Origin of the sequence: Corynebacterium sp. ACRPH, assembly GCF_022347285.1 — a bacterium.
GTDB lineage: Bacteria > Actinomycetota > Actinomycetes > Mycobacteriales > Mycobacteriaceae > Corynebacterium.
Genome location: NZ_JAKRND010000009.1, coordinates 1 through 19,770 on the forward strand (window position 1 = coordinate 1; position 19,770 = coordinate 19,770).

A 19,770-nucleotide genomic window follows, 5' to 3' on the forward strand; every position below is an offset into this window, starting at 1 on the left:
CGTCTTTAGAGTCCACGTAGCTCTTATCGGCCGGCTCATCCCCGCTGGCGCGGGGAGTACCGCTTCTTCCGGTTTCCCGTCTTCGTCGCCAAGGGCTCATCCCCGCTGGCGCGGGGAGCACCTCCGCGAGTTCTTTAGCCTGTCGTTGCAGTTCGGCTCATCCCCGCTGGCGCGGGGAGCACGCATTAAGCCTGGCCAAGAACTAGAGACCGTACGGCTCATCCCCGCTGGCGCGGGGAGCACAGACCCTTCCAGGCCTCCTTCGCCTTCTTGCGGGGCTCATCCCCGCTGGCGCGGGGAGCACCGGTGGTTCAACTCGCTAACGCCTGGGTGACGAGGCTCATCCCCGCTGGCGCGGGGAGCACCGGGACGCAAACGCGGGTAACTCCGGCGTCGCCGGCTCATCCCCGCTGGCGCGGGGAGCACGACGGGTTGCGCCCGTATGCCGCGACCCAGAACGGCTCATCCCCGCTGGCGCGGGGAGCACACTCTCTGAGCTGTGGTTCTTTGAGCCGTTAGGCCAATTCTACTTCAACTTGTTTTCCCCACCGCCTACCGGACTAGCGAACGATCGCCAACGCTTTACCTCCTCCTCGCCTTACTCCATCCGCGCCGCCTCGTCGAAGGTGCACGGTTGTTGGGGCGCGTAATCAGACTCACCCCATCGAAGTCTGTTGGAACCCAGTTATGTCGGTGGGTCTTGAAGTCGAAGCCTTGCTCGTTCGCAGCCTGAAAAACCATGATTGCGCGTCCATCCTTCACCAGGTCGCATGTTCGCTCCCAAACCTGGTCGCGCACTCTGGCACTGGGGCGCCCTACAAATACGCCGGGGGAAATCTCCAACAGCCACCTTGTGAGGTCACCACGAAGACCCGCCGGGCAGGCAGAAACTACCAGAACCATCATCCGATAGGTCCCTCATCTGCCCAGTTGTGCCCTGACGAAACAACTTCCAGGTCAGACCACAGCACCAATTCGGCGTCAATGTTCTGAGCTTCGGAGCTCATCTCCATAAGGAACATGACATCCCGAACCATGGTTGGAATGAGGTTTTTCTTCACCACGTAGTCCCGGATCACACGCCGAATATTCACGTCGGCGGTTAGCTCATTTTCTGCCACCGCGTCGAAAGCTGCCGGAATCGACACTTCGGCCTTGTACAGATCTGCAATGTCGTAAACGAAAGCGCGTTCCGTGCCTTGGTGAATTACGCCTAAAGAGGGAATGAACCCCAACGACGCGATGACCGCATGAGCCACCCCGTATAGGGCTGCATTCGCCGCCGTCAGGGTTCGGTTAATCGGGTCGCCACTGGAAAAATTCTGCGGATCATACATCCGCTTCTTCCATGGCACCCCCGTGCGCTCGGCCTCCGCTAGGTAGACCTTCTTCATCCGGGATCCCTCGCGACCACGTAGCTGCGCCATCGTCGCACGTGAAATATCTTCGCCAGGGAAGCGCATGGCGTACATCTGTCTCGCACAGAAAAGCCTGCGGCGCTGGTTGCTTACTATTGACGCCTGCGCCTCCGCCGCTGCCGAAGAATTCGATAGCGAACGACCGGATGCGTAGTAGCGCACACCCTTTTCTCCAACCCATACGACAGAAACCCCGGAGTCTCCCAGAAGAGCCATCGCCGCATAAGTCACCTTAGTTCCGGGGCCAAGCAGTAAGGCCGCAATACCTGCCGCAGGTACATGGGTGATGCCGCGTTCATCCGCGAAGGTGACGGCGTTATTGTCGCGATTGACTACGCATCGCTCGGCATACAGAAAGGAAATCCGATCCTGCACGCGCGGAAGGATCGGGCGATCCATGGGCGACTTTGAGGGGTGCGGCGCCATAGCTCAAGCCTTACCCTGTCTTGCTCGGGGTGGGCTTTGCCAGAGTCAATAGGCCACAGCCATAGGCTTTGCCCCGGCCAATGCCCTCGACAAGTGATTTTCTGAAGGCTTCAACGTCGTCGATCTGCAGAGTGCCACGGTATCGCACTGTGCCGATCACAACCTGGCGGCCTTTCGGATTCTTCGCCAGCTTCGAAAAGCGCAGTGTCTTCCGCTCCACGATCAGGGTCTCCAGTGGGGTGAATCCACAGCTTTTAGCCTTGGTGTTAAACCATTCCAACTGTGCAGCCTCGCCCACCAGCGCGGTGAGTTTGCCTCGAGTTCCCCGTGGGGAGCCGGGAGCCTTCTTGGCTGCCACAGGGTTCAGCACAACTTCGTAATGCCACTGTTGGCCATCCGCGAGAGCTTCTAACAGGCGGTTGTAACTTGCTTTCTGTGGATCGTGTTCGGAACCGGTTTGCTCTGTGATCTTGGTCGGATCGCAGCTATCCGGTCCGACGATGTACACAGAATGCTCGTCGGCTCCCCGAACTTTGCCGTCTTGGCGCCAGAGGATTCGTTCTTTATCGCCTACTTCCTTAGGGAAGCAGCTCAGAACTGCCGCATGCATAGCCTGCGGATTTCCCAGTAACTTTCGTGCTTGCCGGCTGCTGGGGTTGAGGTGAAGTCGAGTGAAGGTCGTCATGCCTGCATCACCGCCTCCATAAATGGGTCGTTGGTCGAACCGAGGTCATTTTCGACGGGCACCCCAGTCTTGTCTTGGACGACGTCTCGCCAGCCGTATTCCCGGTGCTCTTGAGAAAAGGAGATCGGCACGTCCCGTTTGGCTATGCCGGTTTCACCCGGGGTGGCGTCACGAAAAATAGGCAGCGAGAGCTTCGGTGCCCGAGTTTTCCTGTGCGCGCGGGTAGCCTGCCAGTCGGTTGCACGAAGTGCGTCGACGGCTGAGCCGCGGAACGTACCGAGGTAGAGATTCGGGGGAGCGGGGCACGAACGGCGCCCAAGGAACAACGGGAAACGTGGTCGTTGGACGGCGCTGGCGAGTTCGTCGATGAAGGAATCATTGTCCGATTCGACTGCCGCGACGAACACAGCATCCTCAAGGTAGTACCGCGTGACCAGGCTCGCGTTGTCCTTTGGTCTTTTCTGCCACGGCTGGGCGGTCTGGTAATCCCGCAGTAGGGAACCAGGCTGATCTATGCGAACGGCGAACGTTAGAGCTGCAAGGTCTTGCAGGTCGTCAGTGCGCTGGCGCCCTTGTGCAGCGGCTAGAAGCCCCAGCACGCCGGACTTTGTGGGCACTTGTTCGGTTGCGCGTTGCTTGAATCGGCTACTGACACCCCACGATTGCATGGGGCCAGAGAGCCTGAGTAGGAGGGTGGAAGGCATTAGCGCTCCTGAATAGCAGCTTCTGCGACAGCTTCGACGAGCTCGGGCAGGGTGGTCTTCTTGGCCAGATCCATCTCGATGAAAGTGTCCGCTAGATCGCCCAAGGACATCACGAAGGCGGCTTGCGGGACGAACCCGTAGGTGTTTTGGATCTGCTCGGCTTCGCGAGCCAGACGATCAGCAGCGGACTTGCGGCGGCCCTGGTTGTTCTCGGAGACTACCGGTTCCTCGAAGGCGTTGACTAGGGAGATGGAGCGGTCATTCCGGACGGTGACGTACACGAGCTCCGGCACACTGTTGTGTGCGAAGGTGTTCTGCTTACCAGTCGGCAGTGAGGTGATGAAGCTGCTGGTGAAGGACTTGATGGCTTCAGCGGTGGCATCCTGGTTGCCGAGGTTTTCGGCAAGCGAATCAACGTCAATCGTGGCAAATCGGTAGAGCGTCGAAGACATTATCTGAACAGTGCCCATCATGGCTGCACCGACTTCTTCGTCGGCTTCCACCATGTCGTCGACCGCGGTATAGAAATCGAACTCCGGCTCGGATTCATGCACGCCAATAGCGTGTGCGACCTGGACGGATGCATCTACGTTGAAATCCGGAGCATCGGCGACCATACGGCCGAACATACTGATGTCGACCCCGTGCTCCTGGTCGAACAGTACGCTGGCTTCTTTCTTAGTGAACTTCTTGTCTTCGCGATGCTCAATTGCGTATTCGGCGAGGTTGGTCACTTGGCGCCCACTGAGGAAGAGGAGGTAGCCCAGTTCAGACTTCTGCTCGGCTTCGTCGGAATCTGCATTTGCCGGCTTCCGCTTTGTCAGCTTGAATCCGGCCGTGGTGAAGATCTTCTCCGCGAGGGCAGTTGCTTCGGCTTCTTCGATGGCGCTATCCAGTTCCTGAATGCGGTCAGCAACCAGTTCGATTACACGGCGGGTACGGTAGCCGACGAAACCGGTTGGGAACTTCTCCCCGAAATCTTTGCGAATGGCTCGCTTCCAGGCCTGGGAGGAGACACGCTGGCGAGGAGCTCCGCCAAAAATGGCCGTCTTGGGTGCACCAGTGTCGTCGCGATTGATCAGGCTCGGCGGGAGAGTCTGCAGGGCGTGGAAGTCGATGGTGATAGACATGGAAGAATCCTTTCGAGATAGGGAAGTTTAGTTTTCTTGGGCGGAAAGGGAGTTGTTGATGTCGCGCGGGTACCGGGCAAAAGCGAAATCGCGACCCCAGTGCAACAAAACGCCGTTACGGGTGCGAGGGTTCGATAGTTTGCGTAGGTCTGCGGCGAACCAGCCATAGTTGAAGCGGAGGTCTTTGGAACGCAACAGCGAGATGAGGGAGCGGGTTTGAACAAGCCGGGACTGGGCAGTGCGTGCCAAAACCAGAGCATCGAAACGTCCCTTAATTGATTTCGATTCGCTAGTGTGAGCCAAACGGCCGCAGGCAGCAGCGAAGGAGCGGGAACTATCGTGAACTTCGTGCGTTGCGCCCTGCATGTGGAGAGCGAAGAAAGTCAGCGCATGGAATGCGGCCTCCTCGGAAGGGGACGGTGCATCGCCGCGTCCGATCTCTTTCTCGGACAAGGGAACTACTAAGGAAGACAAAACACTCTCGAAAATGAGAGGGCTTTTTAGTACGGGCTGGCCGGCCGATTTGCGGAGTTCCGCAAGAGTTCCTCGCGCCTGAGCCTGATTAGGGTAGCCAGTGCGGCCAAGATAGTCGGCTTGTAGTTGGCTACACGTTGCGGCGATCGCTGAGCTCAGCCGTGGCTGATCATCAGTTAGTTGATCCATCGTTGTTTCCTATTCTTGGTGGGCAGTGTTGTTGAATGGTGGCCTTTATCGCGGGACTGTGCGTGGAAGAATCTCGCGGAGCTTCTTCCGCAGCCAGCTCATGACTGTTCCGGCAGATACGAAGCGTTCGTCACCATTGTTTTCGATGATTCTGCCTATAAGTGCCTTGGGGCCGGCCCCTACGAGAAGCACGTCCGCGTGTTGGAGTACAGCGTTGTGAACAGTCAGTTCCCATTCTTTGAGCCGAGGCTCCAGATCTGCATCATGGAGAGTCTTCATCCATTCGCTAAATTTCGGCTCCAGCTCGGCCAGTAGGTTATCGGTTGCGGCAGGTTGGAACTCGTATTCTCCACCTGCCGCTTGGAAGAGTTGACCTGCGAAGCTGCCCAGCATAGTGCCAGCTTGGCTCGTTGCAGCTGCCAAGTTGAGCACAGCCTGGCGCTGGTCGACGGCTGACTGGGGCAACAACTCGAGAGGCAGTTCGATCCGAGTGCTAATGCTGATGTCTACCACGGAGCTATTTGAGCCGTATTGCATGGAGGCCATGGAGACATTCAATGTCTTCGGTAGTTCAACTCCGTTTTCTTCCAGATATGCAAGCTGGTCGATAGTCTTGGGGCGCTCAGGAGCCCGGTTCTTTTTGTCGTAAATCGGGTCAGTCTTGAGCGCGATCAAGGGTTCCAGGCTCCGCCACATCGTCCGCTGAGCTTCGAGAGGCTTTGGGTAATAGACGTCTAGGTCCCGAGTGGACTTGTTCTTGCTGAATCGATAGGGCGTCATCGGATCGTCCTTGACATTCGCATTCGCTTTGGGAATACGATCGCCGTTCGAAACCAGAACCTGGGTGATCACACCATCTTCTGGGAAGAGACGGACTCGCCTGGATTGCCAAGTCAGAATCTCAGCAGGTCCCTTGGGATAGATGCCGTCCTTGTTAGCGGGGTCAATTCGTTGAGCGGAGGTATCTGGCTCGCGTTCCCAAACCGGGTGATCATCCTCAGCCTGTAGCGCCTTGTCCGTGGTGTTTAATACCAAGGTTTCCTGGAGGTTGGACCCGAGGATGATCGTTGCGGTAATGGCTCCGGTCCAGCCCGTGCCGATCGGATAGCCCCTTCCGCCTTTGACCCTGGGGTCGCCAACAGCACCGGATTTGATTCCGGAGTAGTCGTAAGCCTGGATGTAGACCAGCCAGCGGGCGGCCTCGGCGTAGGCAAGCGAGAGTGCACCATTTCCGGCGCGAAGCGTGAAGTAATCATCTTCAAATTCCGGAACGATCCGGCGCACATCGGCAGTTGCATTTTTACTTGTATGCAGGTCAGCTACCTGCATGAATGGCTTTTTGGAATCCAGTAGGTCGAAGCGATCAGCGTGGCGATCCAGGTAGTCGAGAACAGTGTCGTCAGCCTGGTTTTCTGCGGCAGATTCCAGTCTTTCGGGTATCCAATCGACCATATCTAGTTCTTCGCCAGGATCCAGATCGAGATTTTCCCGGTGAGCGCACCAGTAGATGGCCAGAAGTAGGCGGTAGATGGCGGCATCCTGCAGAGGACTATCACCGCGGATGGAAGCAACCGAATGGGAACCGTCGAAGATTTCGCGCAGGCTGAGCTCTGAAGTGGAGCCGTCGGTCAGCATCGTGAGAATCCACGGCCGATCGAGGAGACTAAAGCTCTCCGTCACGATAACCCTTCCTTTCGTGTGTAGGTTCTATGGTTCATGTGCAAGGGTGGTCGGGTTGTATCACTTTCCTAAGGCGGTAGAAACGAACTAATCGCTTCCTCTAAAGCTATCTGCGGGCTAAACACTTCTGGTCCCATTCTGGAAAACCGGGAAACCAGCTGTTTGTAAACCCAAAAGATCCGAGTATCTGATCTTTACGCCCAAGAGTGTGGTCTCGAGCTTTTCGTCCAGCCGAAGTGCGACCTGCCCCTTGAGCAAATAATGCTCCATCCAACCCTCAGGAGTTTGGTCTTCGAGCTCGTCTACCGTTCGGTCCCAGACAGCGTCGAATCGCGTAAACATAGCAGGCAGGCGCACTGTAGACGCAGCGAGGCGGAAGGCCGTGTCAAAGTCCGGAACAGTCGTGTTCTCCAGAATCCTGGTTGAATGATCGTCACTTCTATCCTCGAGGGGTATGTAACCGTAGTCATCGTTGATGATGGGAATGACTTCGATACTGCTCTCGGCATCTCGAACTGAAGCAGTAGCCTTAACCTCTTCCTGTGAGCGATCGCGGACTAGCTGCTCGTAAAGGGTATCGAGCCTATTTCCAGTCTTCCCGGGGCTTGGGATCCTAAAGACTCTTGACTTCGATTTATCCGCGGAACTGCTGGCAAGGAACCTTGTCCGAGAACTTTCCCAGCGTTCTGCCCATGCCGTAGGAAAGTCGTGTTCCGCGTCGAAGTCGTAAGCCTTCTGAACCAAATCTGGTACGTCAGAGGGTCGTCGGAAGCCTTCGTTTGCCACCGTAGAAGTGATCAGCTGGTAAGTCGTAAGTAGAAGCGCATCGTCGTAGATATACGCCGTACCCGGATCCCATTCAGGCATCGGCGAGGTGTTTGCGATTCCTCGAATGTAGATGCGGGCAATGCGGAGCTTCTCCGGCCGGTCGCTGTCTGGCCGTTCGTGGCGATGCAATCGCCCCGCCCGCTGAATTATCAGGTCCATTGGTGCGATGTCGGTGATTAGAACGTCGGCGTCAATATCAAGGCTCTGCTCTAAAGTCTGCGTGCCACATACGATGCGTAGGGTAGGGCGCCCTTGTTCTCTATGTGACGCCGGCCCCAGCTCGCTAAGGAGTTCCTCTTCGTGGCGAGTGCGGTCGAGCCCGGTGAATGCGGAGTGATGAAGGCGAACGTCACCGGGAAACGCCTCTTCCAAGGCCGCGAATGCTTCCTGAGCTCGCTTGATGGTGTTGCAAATAATGAGAGCGACGCCGCCGTCGGAGCAAAGTCCAGAAACCAGATCCGTCAACTGCTCGACGGAATCGTCGATGATCTCCATCTTCGCGTGCATGTCGTCAGGCCGAGGAGGGACAGCTTTTTCGCTGGTCCCCTCAGAGTCCACCAAGGTGAGAAGAGGATAACCTTGGCCAGCCAGGGCTAGGTCCTTCTTTGTGATTTGGCCACCATAAGCGGTAACAAGTTCATTCTTGCGGTTAGTTGGCAGAGTCGCCGATAACAAGATGACCGGTACGCCATATGCCGCTAGCCAGCGCAGAGTTTCAGCAAGGTATTCGTTGGTGTAGGTCGAGTAGGCGTGAACCTCGTCGAAAATTACGACTTTGCCTGCGAGTGCCAGGTGGCGAAGCATGGAGTGCCGAATCTGTAACGCCATCATCAGCACTTGATCGATGGTTCCGACCACGAAGTTGGATAGCAGTCCGTTCTTGCGCCCGGATAGCCAGTCGGTGGCAGTAACCGTTCCATGGTCGGTGCAATCCTCGCCGATATCACGGTAGCGGAGCTTGCGATAGTCCTTGTTGAGGCGGTTTTTACCGTGAGCTAGATAAAGAGAAGATACGGCAGAGCTTTCGGTGATATTTCCAACCCAACGAGAGAATCTTTTGAAAAGGCCGTTGGCAGTTGCCATGGTGGGGGCTGCAAGTACAGCGCCGCTGGCATGATTCTGTTGTGCAAGCAGTTGGGCAGCATAGAGAGCTGCTTCGGTTTTCCCTTCACCCGTAGGGGCTTCAATGATCAGTAGTGAGGGACCGGGGGTGTTCCCATTGAGTAGTTCTGCGGTTGCCAGTTGTACAGGGCGCGGGGTGGCACTTTCTGGCCAGGTAAAGCTTGATCTGTAGTTTGGGGCGATTTGGGAGGGATCGCCATCAAGTTTCTTGAACTCGGTGTGGAGATCAAACTCGGCCAGAGACATCCCCTTATTAATGCGGTCGGATTGAGAGCCCTCAAAGCGAAGCGGGAAGAAGTTAGTGTTTGACGCTAGCCAATCGCACATCACCATAAACCCCGTCATGATTTGAATGGCCGCTGTCGGGGTTCTTCTTTTGATGGCCTCGAGGGCAGGTTGGACGTGACTCGTAGCGGCGAGAGCATCCAGAATTTCATCGACGGCGATTTGCCACTCGGTAGGGTAGCTATCAACGAATGACGCGACAGCTTTTCGTCCGCTGGCGTCAAGCCAGCCATGGTGAGCTTCGACGGTTTGGGCGAGAGACAATGCTGCTGGTGGTTTGAGACCTCTGCCCTTGAGCCATCTCGCCAGAAGTTCGCGCGAATAGAGCGGGTGGGCAAGGCTGGCGATCTCTTCGTCCGCGCTCAGGTCAGGTATTGGGACGCCAGCTCTTTCCAGCGGGTAAAGCAGTGGGGTGTTGGTCTCTGGGGAGCGGAGTTTTCGGATGAATGGTGCTGACAGTTTTCCGCAATCATGTGCGGAAATGAGGAAAACTGTGAGTGAGCGAATCTGTTCGGGGGAGAGCTTCGTGCTGCGACTGAGGAAGTCCTTGATTTGTGGGGAGAGCCAGGAATCCCAAAGATAGGTTGCCACCGCGCCGGAATCTACCAGGTGTTGGACGAGCGACATCGGGCCGGTCTCATCGCCCGATTTGGCTAGGAATGCACTGGCCGTGGGGGAGAAGCTGTCGACCACGTCATTCCAGGAATTTAAATCGAACAGTGGTGTGTTGTGGGGGTCTGTCATGTCCGTTGGCTTTCGTAGTGTTGTGTTCTACAGACAAAATTAGCAGAGTAGCGTAAACCTTGCAATACCAAGTTCAAAAAACTTTAAAGCGTGCCGCGAGCTGGGTGGAGTCTTCAGTTTTGTAGGGTGGGGAGCTGGTGATGCCCATGTCTCCCAGCGACAGCTGGGATGAGCCGTTGGCTTTGCACGGTTCGGTGCATGGGGTCGCATGCTCCCCGCGCCAGCGGGGCATTCTTAGATCCAGGCTCCCAACCCCGGCTTAACGCCCTTAAAGCCCCAACCCCTCAATCCCGTGCACCGTCACCGTCTCGGAGAGTGCAACGCGGCCCGGGGCGGTCTTGTACACCGGGCTGGATTCATCCGCCCGGCCGTAGGTCAGCGCAGTTACCAGCTTGTACTCCTCATCCACGCCCAGGAACTCGCGCACCTGCCGGGATCTCGTCCGGCAGGAACGCGCGAGGGGAGTGGCGGTTGCGTATAAACTCAGAAAAATTCATGCTCGCCACCGTACGCTCTTTTCCGCCTTCAACACCGGTCACCGATGTCTGCTCCCGGCGATCGCGTGGATGGTCAACCATCCCCTTTAACGAGCTCAACCTTAGGGCGTCAATAAGCCGTCAATAAGACAACAACAAGCAGTCACAGTGAATCATCTTGCTTTCATTTCATAAAAGTGACCTCCGTTACTTATTATTTGGAACATGTCTGAACCCACTGTTTCCAAACCAATGATTGAACTCAAGGGAGTGAACAAGCACTTCGGCGAGTACCACGCTCTTCGGGATATCAACCTCGAAGTACCGGCGGGCCAGGTTGTTGTGATCCTCGGGCCTTCCGGATCCGGCAAGTCCACGCTGTGCCGCACCATCAACCGCCTAGAGACCATCGACGATGGCGAAATCCGCATCGACGGTGAACTGCTGCCAGAAGAAGGCAAGGAACTCGCCAAGCTCCGCGCAGAGGTGGGCATGGTGTTCCAGCAGTTCAACCTGTTCAGCCACATGACCATTCGCGATAACGTCACGCTGGCACCCACCAAGGTCCGCAAGGTCAGCAAGGAAGAGGCACGCAAGACCGCCGAGAAGCTGCTGGACCGCGTAGGCATCGCCGCCCAAGCCGACAAGTACCCAGCTCAGCTATCCGGCGGCCAGCAGCAGCGCGTAGCCATCGCCCGCGCACTGGCTATGGACCCGAAGGTGATGCTCTTCGACGAGCCGACCTCTGCCCTCGACCCAGAGATGATCAACGAGGTCCTGGACGTCATGACTGACCTCGCCAAGGGCGGCATGACCATGGTGGTTGTCACCCACGAGATGAGCTTTGCTCGCCGCGTCGCGGATCGAATCCTGTTCATGGCCGACGGCGCCATTGTTGAGGACGCCGACCCGGAGACCTTCTTCACGAACCCGCAATCCGATCGCGCCAAGGACTTCCTGGCGAAGATCGTGAACCACTAGTTCGGGAAGCGAGTTACACATGTCTACCTTCAAAAGCGCACTCAAGCGCCTCACCGCTGCAGTGGTTGCCACCGCAAGCGTGGTGGCGCTGACCGCGTGCGGCTCTGGCGGTGCCCGCGACCTGCTGGCGGATATCGAATCCGGCCACGTCGTCATGGGCACCAAATACGACCAACCGAACCTGGGTGAGCGCACCCCGGACAAGCAGTTCGCCGGCCTGGATACCGACGTTTCCCGCTACGTGGTGGAATACATCGCAAAGAAGCACGGCTGGGCCACGCCAGAAATCGAGTGGCGCGAAACCCCCTCCGCGCAGCGCGAGACCCTCATCAACAACGGTGAGGTCAACATGATCGCCGCCACGTACTCCATCAACAAAGGCCGCCTGAAGGCCGTGGACTTCGCGGGCCCGTACGTGGTCACCCACCAGGCGCTGCTGGTCCGCAAGGATTCCGGCATCGAGGGTCTGAACGATATCGCACCGGGCACCCGCCTATGCTCCGTATCCGGCTCCACCCCGGCACAGAAGGTGAAGGACGCGTTGCCAGAAGTGCAGCTGCAGGAGTTCGACACCTACGCCGCGTGCGCGGAAGGCCTGAAGCAGGGCGTGGTGGATGCAACCACTACGGATGCGACCATTCTGGCTGGCTTCGCGCAGCGCTACAAGGAGCGATTCGGCGAGGAGTACAGCGTTATCCAGCTAAAGAACGATGACGGCAGCTTCTGGACCAACGAAAACTACGGCATCGGCCTGCCCAAGGGTGACGACAAAGCCAAGGCGGAGGTCAACGAAGCGCTGAACGAAATGCACGATTCCGGCGAGTTCCAGAAGATCGTCGCCAAGAACCTGGGCGACAACGTGGATCTCGGCGAGAAGCCAAAGATCGGCGACCTGTCGTTCGTCGACAAGAAGTAGGAAGGAGGAACGCACTATGAACCCCGAACTATGGTCCGAGATGAAGCCCGAACTGCTTCCAGCATTCTGGGTGACCATCAAGTTGACGTTCTTCTCCGCGGTCGGGTCGCTGATCTTCGGCATTATCCTGACCGCCATGCGCGTGAGCCCCGTGGGCATCCTGCGTAACCTGTCCGCGTGGTACATCAGCATTGTTCGTAACACCCCGCTGACGTTGATCATTCTGCTGGCCTCCATGGGCCTGTACTACAACCTGGGCCTGCTGCTGGCGGTGGAGAACGATTCCTTCATCGAAAAGCAGAACTTCCGCCTGGCAGTCCTAGCCTTCGTGTCCTACACCTCCTGCTTCGTGGCAGAATCCCTGCGCTCCGGTATCAATACGGTGCCCTTCGGCCAGGCCGAGGCCGCCCGCTCCTTGGGGCTTAGCTTCGGCCAGAACTTCCGGCACGTGATCTTCCCGCAGGCCCTGCGCGGTGCGATCGTGCCGCTGGGCAACACCCTGATCGCGTTGACGAAGAACACCACCATCGCCTCGGTGATCGGTGTAGCTGAAGCGTCCCTGCTGATGAAGACCCTGACGGAGGACTACGCCAGCGACATTCTGGTGATCTTCGGCGTAATCGCAATCGGATTTATCATTTTGACTCTGCCTACCGGATTGTTCTTCGGCTGGGCAGGTAAGCGATGGGCGGTGAAGCGCTAATGACTACACGTGCAACAGTTCTTTATGACGCCCCAGGCCCCAAGGGACGCAGGCTCAACTCGATCCTCACGGCGATCACCGTCGTAGTGGTCGCTGTGATCCTCGTCCTGGTGGCAATGAAGCTCAACGACAAGGGGCAGTTTGAGCCCGAGAAGTGGTCCTTCTTCCTGGAGAGCACCACGTGGACGACCTACATCATCCCGGGCCTGGTCTCTACGATCGGCGCGGCTGTAGTCTCCATCGTCTTGGCGATGGCCATCGGTGCGCTGCTGGGCGTGGGCCGACTGTCGCTCTCCGCACCCGTGCGCTGGATCTGCGGCATCATCGTGGAGTTCTTCCGCTCCATCCCAGTGCTGGTACTGATGCTGTTCGCCTACGCGGTGTTCTCCCTTCTGCAGCTGGTGCCTTCCAACTGGCTGGGCTTTTCCGCAGTGGTCTTCGGCCTGACGATGTACAACGGCTCCGTGATCGCAGAGACCCTGCGCTCCGGCATTCAGTCTCTGCCGCGCGGCCAGCGTGAGGCAGCGATTGCACTGGGTCTGAGCCACCGCCAGTCCATCAACCTAATCCTGCTGCCGCAGGCCGTGGCGGCCATGCTGCCGGCCATCATCTCTCAAATGATCATTGCCCTGAAGGATTCCGCGCTTGGTTACATGATCGGCTTCGTGGAAGTCGTCCGCTCCGGTCGCCAGCTGGGCGAGTACTACGGCGCGATGATCCCAGCCCTGCTGCTGATCGCAGTAATCATGATTGTGATCAACATGATCCTGGCGAAGCTGGCCGAGCGCATCGAGATCCAGCTGCGTTCCGGCCGTGCCCGCCGCAATATTGTGGCCAAGGTTCCGCACCAGAGGGAGCAGGGTATAGATACCAAGGACAACGCCTACGTTGATTGGCGCGCAGAGGGCCACGAGGACCTCCGCACCACCTACGAGTAGCAGCGCTGCGCCAGGCTAGCCCCGCGCTGCCGGGGCGGGGCTGGGGCCAGCTAGCCCAGTGCCTCCCATAGGCGCTGGTTGAAGCCATCCCAGCGCTGCTTCGCCCAGTCGCCGAAGTTCTCATCCGTGAGGACGACGGCGGCTTTTTTCTTGCTCCCACTCCGGTCGATCCACAGGAAAGTGCCCGACTGGCCAAAGTGCCCCGCCACCGTGTCAGGCATGCCCTCGCCCAACCAGTGCGGCGACTTCTCACCGTGCAGCTCAAAGCCCAGACCCCACGGGCAAGGTTTCTGCATCCCGTAGCCCGGCACCACCCCGGAAAGCTCCGGCCATTGAGGCTCCAGCGCCTCGTTGAGGGTGGAAGGGGCAATGACTGTGGGCGTCAAAAACTCAGAACACAACACCGCAAGAGCATCGACCGAGGCAGAAAAACCATGCCCCGCGCTGCCCTCGACCTTCACCTCGATGCCCAGCGGCGCGCACACGCCCTCGGCGACGTAATCCGCGAAGGGCATGTCGGCCTCCGCGGCGATGAAATCCGCCAGCACCTCGTAGCCCGCCGAGGAGTAAATACGCCGGGCGCCGCGCGGCTTCTCCGGGGTGCGGCCGCGGAAACCAATGCCGCTGGTGTGAGCCAGCAGCTCGCGGACGGTCGGCAGGTCGTCGAACTCGGGCAGCAACTCGGCGGGGACTTGCTGGTCCAGCTCGAAGGCGCCCTCCTCGACTGCCAGCAGCGTGGCATATGCCGTAATCAGCTTGCTCACGCTGGCCAGGGGGAACTGCGCGGACGTGTCGCCGAAGGTTGCGGTTTGGGCGCTCGCCCCGCCGTTGCTGCCGTCGTCGTTGCCGGCATCCCACAGCGCCGCCGCGGCCATGTTATCGACGGGCCAGTCCTGCAGCTCGGCGAGTACGTCCTCTACAGCCCTGCCCGTGCCCGTTGCGCCAGCCTGCGCGCCGCTCACTTGTCCACCAGGCCAACCAGCTCGTCGATGGTCTTCACCCGGTTGATGTCCTCGTCCGGCACCTCCACGCCGAACTCTTCCTCCAGGCGCACGGCGATGTCCATCAGGGACAGGGAGTCGATGTTTAGGTCGTCACCCAGTCGCTTGGAGCCCTCTAGCTCCTCGCGTTCGATGCCCGTCGCGTCCTCCACGACATCCAGCACGATGCTGCGCTTGTCCTTCTCGTCTGCGCCCGCCGAGCCGTCCTTGCCAGCCTTGCTCGTACCGCTCTTGTCAGCGCCGTCCTTCTTCAGCTTCTTCGACAGCGCCGCAGCCAGCTGGTTGTTTTGTTCAGCCATGATCGTTCCTTCTCCTGCCACTCCATATTCGCCTGCACGCGGGGCGCTAAGCTAGATGCCTTGCGGCTAAAGCTCCAGCGCACTCCCGCATCGCGCGGCCGTTTGTACACTCATCCTAACAATCTTGCGAAGGTCATTCCTATGCGTCCCGTCACCGCCGTCCGCAACCTCGCCAGCATCGTGTTGCGCGACCCTCCCGCCGTACCGGGCTTGCCGCGCGCACGCTGGATCCATCGCCTGACCATGGACGACGGCGCTAAGGTCGCCGTCCACGAGGTGCGTTCTTACTCTTTCTCTTATGAGGACGCCCCCTCGTCCGCCCCTACAACCCTGATCCTCGTGCACGGCTTCAACCTGACGGCAGCCTCCTGGTTCTTCCAATTGGCCGCACTGCGTGAGCAGCCGAACCTGCGCATCCTGCTGCCAGATTTGCGCGGTCACGGCGCCAGCGAGGATGCCCCAGGGCTGGACATTGAACGCACTGCCATCGATCTGGCGGCGACCATCCGCGAGCTCGCGCCGACGGGCAGGCTGATCCTGGCGGGCCACTCGATGGGCGCTATGACCGTCCTGGGCGGCCTGCGCCACCTGGACAAGGCCGACCTGCAGCGGGTGGGCGGTGTCGCGCTGATCAACGGCGCGATCGATACCTTCGCCTCCGCAGGCGTATCCCAGATCCTGCATTCCCACCTGGTGCGTGCGACCCGCTGGCTGGGCGTCAAGAGCCCCAGTCACCTGGAATGGGCAAGGTCGCTGGTGGAGTGGGCCATCAAGCCCGTCATCGCGGCCTTCATCTACCACGGCTCGCTGGACGAGGGGGAATCCGATAACTTCGACGTCCTGACTTTCCACGCCAACGAGATCGCCGGGACGTCCATGCGCACGCTACTGGGCTACCTGGACGACCTGACGGAGCACGACGAGCTTGCCGCCGCCGAGCTATTGGCGGACACTCCCGGCGAGATCCTGGTCGGAGCGATGGATGACGTCACCCCGCCCAGCCAGAGCGAACGCATCCACGAGCTCTGGCCGCGTGCCGCTTTCCACGAGTACCCGGAATCCGGGCACATGCTGCCCGTCGAGCGCCCGGAGGACGTCACCCGAGCGCTGCTGAACCTGCTGAGCTAGTTAGAGGCTAGCCAGCCGCTAGTTGGTTGCAGTCGGATCGTCGATCTTGAAGCGCTCGGCGGCCTCCGCCGCCACGGAACGCTCGATCTTGCCCTCGCGCGCCAGTCCCAGCAGCACGCCCACCACGATGGACTCCGCGTCCACGTTGAAGTACCGGCGCGCTGCCTGGCGAGTATCCGCAAAGCCGAAGCCATCGGCACCCAACACCACGTACTCGCCCGGTACCCACTTGCGTACCTGCTCGGCCACGGTGGTGGCGTAGTCGCTCACCGCCACGAACGGACCCTCCGCTGCCTCCAGCTGCTGGGTAATAAACGCCGTGCGGGGCTCCGCAGCCGGGTCGCGCAGCTGCTCCAGCTCCACGGCCTGGCCATCGCGGGCCAGCTCGTTCCAGCTGGTCACCGAGAACACGTTCGCATCTACGTCGAACTCCTTCAGCAGCTCCTTCGCCTTCAAAGCTGCCGTCATGGCCACGCCAGAGGCCAGAATATTGGCCTGCAACTCTGCTGAGCCCGAGGCGGCGTCATAAAGGTAAATACCCTTGTGCAGCCCCTCCACGTCGAGGTTCTCCGGTTCCGCCGGCTGGTGGATCGGCTCGTTGTATGCGGTGAGGTAGTAGATCACGTCCTCGCCGCGGCCATCGTTGCTGTTCTCGCCGTACATGCGCTCGATGCCACGGTGCACGATGTGGGCGATCTCGTAGGCAAACGCCGGGTCGTAGGTCACCACTGCAGGGTTTGTGGACGCCAACACGGGGGAGTTGCCGTCCATATGCTGCAAGCCCTCGCCTGTCAGCGTGGTACGGCCCGCGGTGGCTCCGATCAGGAATCCGCGAGACATCTGGTCTGCGGCCGCCCAGATCTCGTCGCCGACGCGCTGGAAGCCGAACATCGAGTAGAAGATGTACAGCGGGATCATGACCTCGCCATGGGTGGCGTAGCTGGTGCCGGCGGCGATGAAGGAAGCCATAGAGCCGGCCTCCGAGATGCCCTCGTGCAGAATGTGGCCGTCGGTGGCCTCGCGGTAGGAGAGCATCAGGTCGTGGTCCACCGGCGTGTAGTTCTGGCCGTGCGGGTTGTAGATCTTCAGCGTCGGGAACCAGGAATCCATGCCGAAAGTACGCGCCTCATCCGGCACGATCGGCACGATGCGCTTCTTCAGCTCGTCGTCGCGCATGAGGTCCTTGAACACGCGGACCAGCGCCATCGTGGTGGCGACCTCCTGCTTGCCGGAGCCCTTGCGGGCCAGCTTCGCGATGGAGAGGTCGGGCATCTTCAGCGGCGTGAACTTCTCGCGGCGCTCCGGCAGGAAGCCGCCGAGCTCCTTGCGGCGGTTCAGCATGTACTGGATTTCTTCTGCATCCTCGCCGGGGTGGAAGTACGGCGGCAGGTGCGGGTCCTTCTCCAGTTCCTCGTCGGAGAATGGGATGTCCTGCTTGTCGCGGAGAAGCTTCAGATCCTCCAGGGCGAGCTTCTTCATCTGGTGGGTCGCGTTGCGGCCCTCGAAGTTGTGGCCCAGGCCGTAGCCCTTAATGGTGTGGGCGAGGATGACGGTCGGCTGGTCCTTGGTCTCCAGGGCGCGCTTGTAGGCGGCGTAGATCTTGCGATAGTCGTGGCCGCCGCGGCGCAGGTGCCAGATCTCGTCGTCGGTCATGTCCTCGACCAGCTTGGCGGTGCGCGGATCCTTGTTGAAGAAGTACTCGCGGACGTAGGCGCCGTCGTTGGCCTTGAATGTCTGGAAGTCGCCGTCCGGAGTGGTGTTCATCGCGTGGACCAGGGCGCCCTCTTCGTCGCGGGCGAACAGCTCGTCCCACTCGCGGCCCCAGACGACCTTGATTACGTTCCAGCCGGCGCCGCGGAAGAAGCTCTCCAGCTCCTGGATGATCTTCGTGTTACCGCGCACCGGGCCGTCCAGGCGCTGCAGGTTGCAGTTGATGACGAAGGTCAGGTTATCCAGGTTGTTCAGCGCAGCGGTTTGGATCAGGCCGCGGGATTCCGGCTCGTCCATCTCGCCATCGCCGAGGAACGCCCAGACGTGCTGCTGGGAAGTGTCCTTGATGCCACGGTCGTGCAGGTAGCGATTGAAGCGCGCCTGGTAGATGGCATCCATGGGGCCCAAGCCCATGGAGACGGTCGGGAACTCCCAGAACTCCGGCATGCCGTGCGGGTGCGGGTAGGAAGGCAGGCCGTGGTCCGGCTTGGAGGCCTCCTGGCGGAAGGCATCCAGGTCTTCTTCGGAAAGGCGGCCTTCCAGGAAAGCGCGGGCGTACATGCCGGGGGAGGCATGGCCCTGGAAGAAGATCTGGTCGCCGCCGCCCGGGTGGTCCTTGCCGCGGAAGAAGTGGTTCAGGCCGACCTCGTAGAGCGGGGCCGCGGAGGCGTAGGTGGAGATGTGGCCACCCACCCCGATTCCCGGGCGCTGGGCGCGGTGGACCATGATGGCCGCGTTCCAGCGGATCCAGCGGCGGTAGCGCTTCTCGATCTCCTCGTCACCCGGGAAGTCGGGTTCCTGGGTGGTGGGGATGGTGTTGACGTAATCGGTGGACAGCAGGGGAGGCAGGGGGACGCGCTTGGCGGTGGCGCGCTCCAGCAGGCGCAGCATCAGGTAGCGGCCGCGATCCGGGCCGGCGGATTCCAGCAGCCCGTCGAGGGAATCCATCCATTCCTGGGTTTCCTCCGGGTCGGAATCGGCCAAGTAGGAGGCCACTCCGTCTCGGATCAAAGCAAAATTGCTGGCATCGTATGCGCTGTTGTTCTCTTCTGCCGAAGTGGACATTGGTTCGTCCTCCTAAGATCCGCGGGTTGTGGGGGCGCCTGTGGTCTAGGCCCCTTGTGGTTTCCACAGTACGTCAAAGTCGCGATATAAAACCTCCGTTGGAAGCCCGACTGTGTTAGGTTCAAAAATGAAGACTTTTAACCACACCAGCTGCGATAACTGCAGGGGCGTGTAGCGGTTGTGATACGGCCACTACGTGCTGGCGGTTAGGCGACGGGCTGGTTTTCTTAGAAAGGTACGAAATAACAGTGGCAATGGCCCCCGGTACGGCTTCGAGCTCTGCAGGCTCCGCTGGCGGTGCACAAGGCAATGGCGCGAAGGGCGCACAGCGCGCGCAGTCTCAGAATGGACACGATTGGGCGGACCTGCTCAGTATCGAATCCGACAGCCTGATCCAGGAGATCGGATGGGACGAAGATTGCGATAACAGCATCAGCGAAGCCCTGGAAGACGCTATCGGCGATGCCCTGTTGGATATCGACACTGACGAAGTGGTTGACGTCGTACTTCTGTGGTGGCGCGACGAGGACGGCGACTTGGTCGACGGCCTCGTCGATGCGACCCGCAGCCTGGGGGAGGACGGCCGCATCTGGCTGCTGACCCCCGCGAAGCTGGACGCCGGCCGCGTGGAGCCGGGCGTGATCGCCGAGTCCGCTCAGCTGGCGGGCCTGGTGCAGACCAAGTCGGAGCGCCTGGGCGACTGGCAGGGCGCCTGCCTGGTTTCCTCCGGCACCAAGCGCTAGGCGGCGCTGGCGCGGCGCGCCGGGCTGCTCGCCCCGCGTTGCCGCTTGCTCCGTAGCTGCCGCACCGCAGTTTCCCCGCGCTGCCGCTTGCCGCACGCCTAGCACTACTCGCGCCGGGCGGCTCG

At 59.9% G+C, this 19,770-nt stretch carries 18 protein-coding genes and 1 CRISPR repeat array; of the genes, 6 read left to right on the forward strand and 12 right to left on the reverse strand.

The genetic code is table 11. From position 1 onward, the window contains the following. The first annotated feature begins 32 nt into the window (after positions 1–32). Positions 33–487: a CRISPR direct-repeat array (repeat unit 28 nt; unit sequence GGCTCATCCCCGCTGGCGCGGGGAGCAC). Positions 488–582: 95 nt separating this feature from the next. From cas2e to MHX66_RS06135, 9 genes are all read right to left on the reverse strand, one after another. Then, the gene (gene cas2e / locus MHX66_RS06095) at positions 583–906 is read right to left on the reverse strand and encodes a type I-E CRISPR-associated endoribonuclease Cas2e (protein ID WP_239201211.1); all 324 of its coding nucleotides are present in this window, start codon (positions 904–906) and stop codon (positions 583–585) included. Beyond that, entirely contained in the window at positions 903–1,844 is a 942-nt protein-coding gene (gene cas1e / locus MHX66_RS06100; RefSeq protein ID WP_239201213.1) for a type I-E CRISPR-associated endonuclease Cas1e, read from the reverse strand. Before cas1e ends, cas2e begins: the two co-directional genes overlap by 4 nt. Before the next feature lie 10 nt (positions 1,845–1,854). Then, entirely contained in the window at positions 1,855–2,529 is a 675-nt protein-coding gene (cas6e, locus tag MHX66_RS06105) for a type I-E CRISPR-associated protein Cas6/Cse3/CasE (RefSeq protein ID WP_239201215.1), read from the reverse strand. Next, positions 2,526–3,233, reverse strand: coding sequence for a type I-E CRISPR-associated protein Cas5/CasD (cas5e, locus tag MHX66_RS06110; protein WP_239201217.1), 708 nt, complete (start codon positions 3,231–3,233; stop codon positions 2,526–2,528). The genes cas6e and cas5e overlap by 4 nt, the downstream gene beginning before the upstream one ends. After that, positions 3,233–4,363, reverse strand: coding sequence for a type I-E CRISPR-associated protein Cas7/Cse4/CasC (gene cas7e, locus MHX66_RS06115; RefSeq protein ID WP_239201219.1), 1,131 nt, complete (start codon positions 4,361–4,363; stop codon positions 3,233–3,235). Before cas7e ends, cas5e begins: the two co-directional genes overlap by 1 nt. A 27-nt stretch (positions 4,364–4,390) precedes the next feature. After that, complete coding sequence (gene casB / locus MHX66_RS06120) at positions 4,391–5,026, reverse strand: type I-E CRISPR-associated protein Cse2/CasB (RefSeq protein WP_239201221.1); 636 nt, start codon at positions 5,024–5,026, stop codon at positions 4,391–4,393. 45 nt (positions 5,027–5,071) lie between these two features. Then, positions 5,072–6,706: a type I-E CRISPR-associated protein Cse1/CasA gene (gene casA, locus MHX66_RS06125; protein ID WP_239201223.1), complete on the reverse strand. Its 1,635-nt coding sequence runs from the start codon at positions 6,704–6,706 to the stop codon at positions 5,072–5,074. Between the two features lie 117 nt (positions 6,707–6,823). Next, positions 6,824–9,685: a CRISPR-associated helicase Cas3' gene (cas3, locus tag MHX66_RS06130; RefSeq protein ID WP_239201225.1), complete on the reverse strand. Its 2,862-nt coding sequence runs from the start codon at positions 9,683–9,685 to the stop codon at positions 6,824–6,826. A 268-nt stretch (positions 9,686–9,953) separates the two neighbouring features. Further along, positions 9,954–10,112 (reverse strand): hypothetical protein, encoded by a 159-nt coding sequence (locus MHX66_RS06135; protein WP_239201227.1) that lies wholly within the window; start codon positions 10,110–10,112, stop codon positions 9,954–9,956. Between the two features lie 301 nt (positions 10,113–10,413). Here MHX66_RS06135 and MHX66_RS06140 point away from each other — a divergent pair, with 301 nt between their 5' ends. The 4 genes from MHX66_RS06140 to MHX66_RS06155 are packed head-to-tail and all read left to right on the forward strand — an operon-like array spanning position 10,414 to position 13,699. Beyond that, positions 10,414–11,142: an amino acid ABC transporter ATP-binding protein gene (locus MHX66_RS06140; protein WP_239201365.1), complete on the forward strand. Its 729-nt coding sequence runs from the start codon at positions 10,414–10,416 to the stop codon at positions 11,140–11,142. A gap of 19 nt (positions 11,143–11,161) precedes the next feature. Further along, on the forward strand, positions 11,162–12,058 hold the full coding sequence (locus MHX66_RS06145) for a glutamate ABC transporter substrate-binding protein (RefSeq protein ID WP_239201228.1): 897 nt from the start codon (positions 11,162–11,164) through the stop codon (positions 12,056–12,058). A 16-nt stretch (positions 12,059–12,074) separates the two neighbouring features. Next, positions 12,075–12,761, forward strand: coding sequence for an amino acid ABC transporter permease (locus tag MHX66_RS06150; RefSeq protein ID WP_239201229.1), 687 nt, complete (start codon positions 12,075–12,077; stop codon positions 12,759–12,761). Next, the gene (locus tag MHX66_RS06155; RefSeq protein WP_239201231.1) at positions 12,761–13,699 is read left to right on the forward strand and encodes an amino acid ABC transporter permease; all 939 of its coding nucleotides are present in this window, start codon (positions 12,761–12,763) and stop codon (positions 13,697–13,699) included. Before MHX66_RS06150 ends, MHX66_RS06155 begins: the two co-directional genes overlap by 1 nt. A gap of 50 nt (positions 13,700–13,749) precedes the next feature. On the opposite strand, the gene MHX66_RS06160 is transcribed toward MHX66_RS06155, so the two are convergent. Beyond that, positions 13,750–14,661 (reverse strand): serine hydrolase domain-containing protein, encoded by a 912-nt coding sequence (locus MHX66_RS06160; protein WP_239201233.1) that lies wholly within the window; start codon positions 14,659–14,661, stop codon positions 13,750–13,752. Continuing rightward, the gene (locus MHX66_RS06165) at positions 14,658–14,999 is read right to left on the reverse strand and encodes an acyl carrier protein (protein WP_005296186.1); all 342 of its coding nucleotides are present in this window, start codon (positions 14,997–14,999) and stop codon (positions 14,658–14,660) included. Before MHX66_RS06165 ends, MHX66_RS06160 begins: the two co-directional genes overlap by 4 nt. A 141-nt stretch (positions 15,000–15,140) precedes the next feature. Between MHX66_RS06165 and MHX66_RS06170 the strand changes: the two genes are divergently transcribed. Continuing rightward, on the forward strand, positions 15,141–16,127 hold the full coding sequence (locus MHX66_RS06170; RefSeq protein WP_239201235.1) for an alpha/beta fold hydrolase: 987 nt from the start codon (positions 15,141–15,143) through the stop codon (positions 16,125–16,127). A gap of 18 nt (positions 16,128–16,145) precedes the next feature. Here the strand turns inward: MHX66_RS06170 and aceE are convergent, their stop codons facing one another. After that, entirely contained in the window at positions 16,146–18,902 is a 2,757-nt protein-coding gene (aceE, locus tag MHX66_RS06175) for a pyruvate dehydrogenase (acetyl-transferring), homodimeric type (RefSeq protein WP_239201237.1), read from the reverse strand. Between the two features lie 248 nt (positions 18,903–19,150). Between aceE and MHX66_RS06180 the strand changes: the two genes are divergently transcribed. Further along, the gene (locus MHX66_RS06180) at positions 19,151–19,645 is read left to right on the forward strand and encodes a DUF3052 domain-containing protein (protein ID WP_239201239.1); all 495 of its coding nucleotides are present in this window, start codon (positions 19,151–19,153) and stop codon (positions 19,643–19,645) included. The last annotated feature ends 125 nt before the right edge of the window (positions 19,646–19,770 follow it).

Excerpts from the sequence above, each read along its gene's own strand:
- MHX66_RS06145 (WP_239201228.1), top strand. The coding sequence starts at position 11,162 with ATGTCTACCTTCAAAAGCGCACTCAAGCGCCTCACCGCTGCAGTGGTT.
- MHX66_RS06140 (WP_239201365.1), top strand. The coding sequence starts at position 10,414 with ATGATTGAACTCAAGGGAGTGAACAAGCACTTCGGCGAGTACCACGCT.
- cas2e (WP_239201211.1), bottom strand. The coding sequence starts at position 906 with ATGATGGTTCTGGTAGTTTCTGCCTGCCCGGCGGGTCTTCGTGGTGAC.
- MHX66_RS06170 (WP_239201235.1), top strand. The coding sequence starts at position 15,141 with ATGCGTCCCGTCACCGCCGTCCGCAACCTCGCCAGCATCGTGTTGCGC.
- MHX66_RS06150 (WP_239201229.1), top strand. The coding sequence starts at position 12,075 with ATGAACCCCGAACTATGGTCCGAGATGAAGCCCGAACTGCTTCCAGCA.
- cas1e (WP_239201213.1), bottom strand. The coding sequence starts at position 1,844 with ATGGCGCCGCACCCCTCAAAGTCGCCCATGGATCGCCCGATCCTTCCG.
- cas6e (WP_239201215.1), bottom strand. The coding sequence starts at position 2,529 with ATGACGACCTTCACTCGACTTCACCTCAACCCCAGCAGCCGGCAAGCA.
- MHX66_RS06155 (WP_239201231.1), top strand. The coding sequence starts at position 12,761 with ATGACTACACGTGCAACAGTTCTTTATGACGCCCCAGGCCCCAAGGGA.
- cas5e (WP_239201217.1), bottom strand. The coding sequence starts at position 3,233 with ATGCCTTCCACCCTCCTACTCAGGCTCTCTGGCCCCATGCAATCGTGG.
- aceE (WP_239201237.1), bottom strand. The coding sequence starts at position 18,902 with ATGTCCACTTCGGCAGAAGAGAACAACAGCGCATACGATGCCAGCAAT.
- MHX66_RS06165 (WP_005296186.1), bottom strand. The coding sequence starts at position 14,999 with ATGGCTGAACAAAACAACCAGCTGGCTGCGGCGCTGTCGAAGAAGCTG.
- cas7e (WP_239201219.1), bottom strand. The coding sequence starts at position 4,363 with ATGTCTATCACCATCGACTTCCACGCCCTGCAGACTCTCCCGCCGAGC.
- cas3 (WP_239201225.1), bottom strand. The coding sequence starts at position 9,685 with ATGACAGACCCCCACAACACACCACTGTTCGATTTAAATTCCTGGAAT.
- casB (WP_239201221.1), bottom strand. The coding sequence starts at position 5,026 with ATGGATCAACTAACTGATGATCAGCCACGGCTGAGCTCAGCGATCGCC.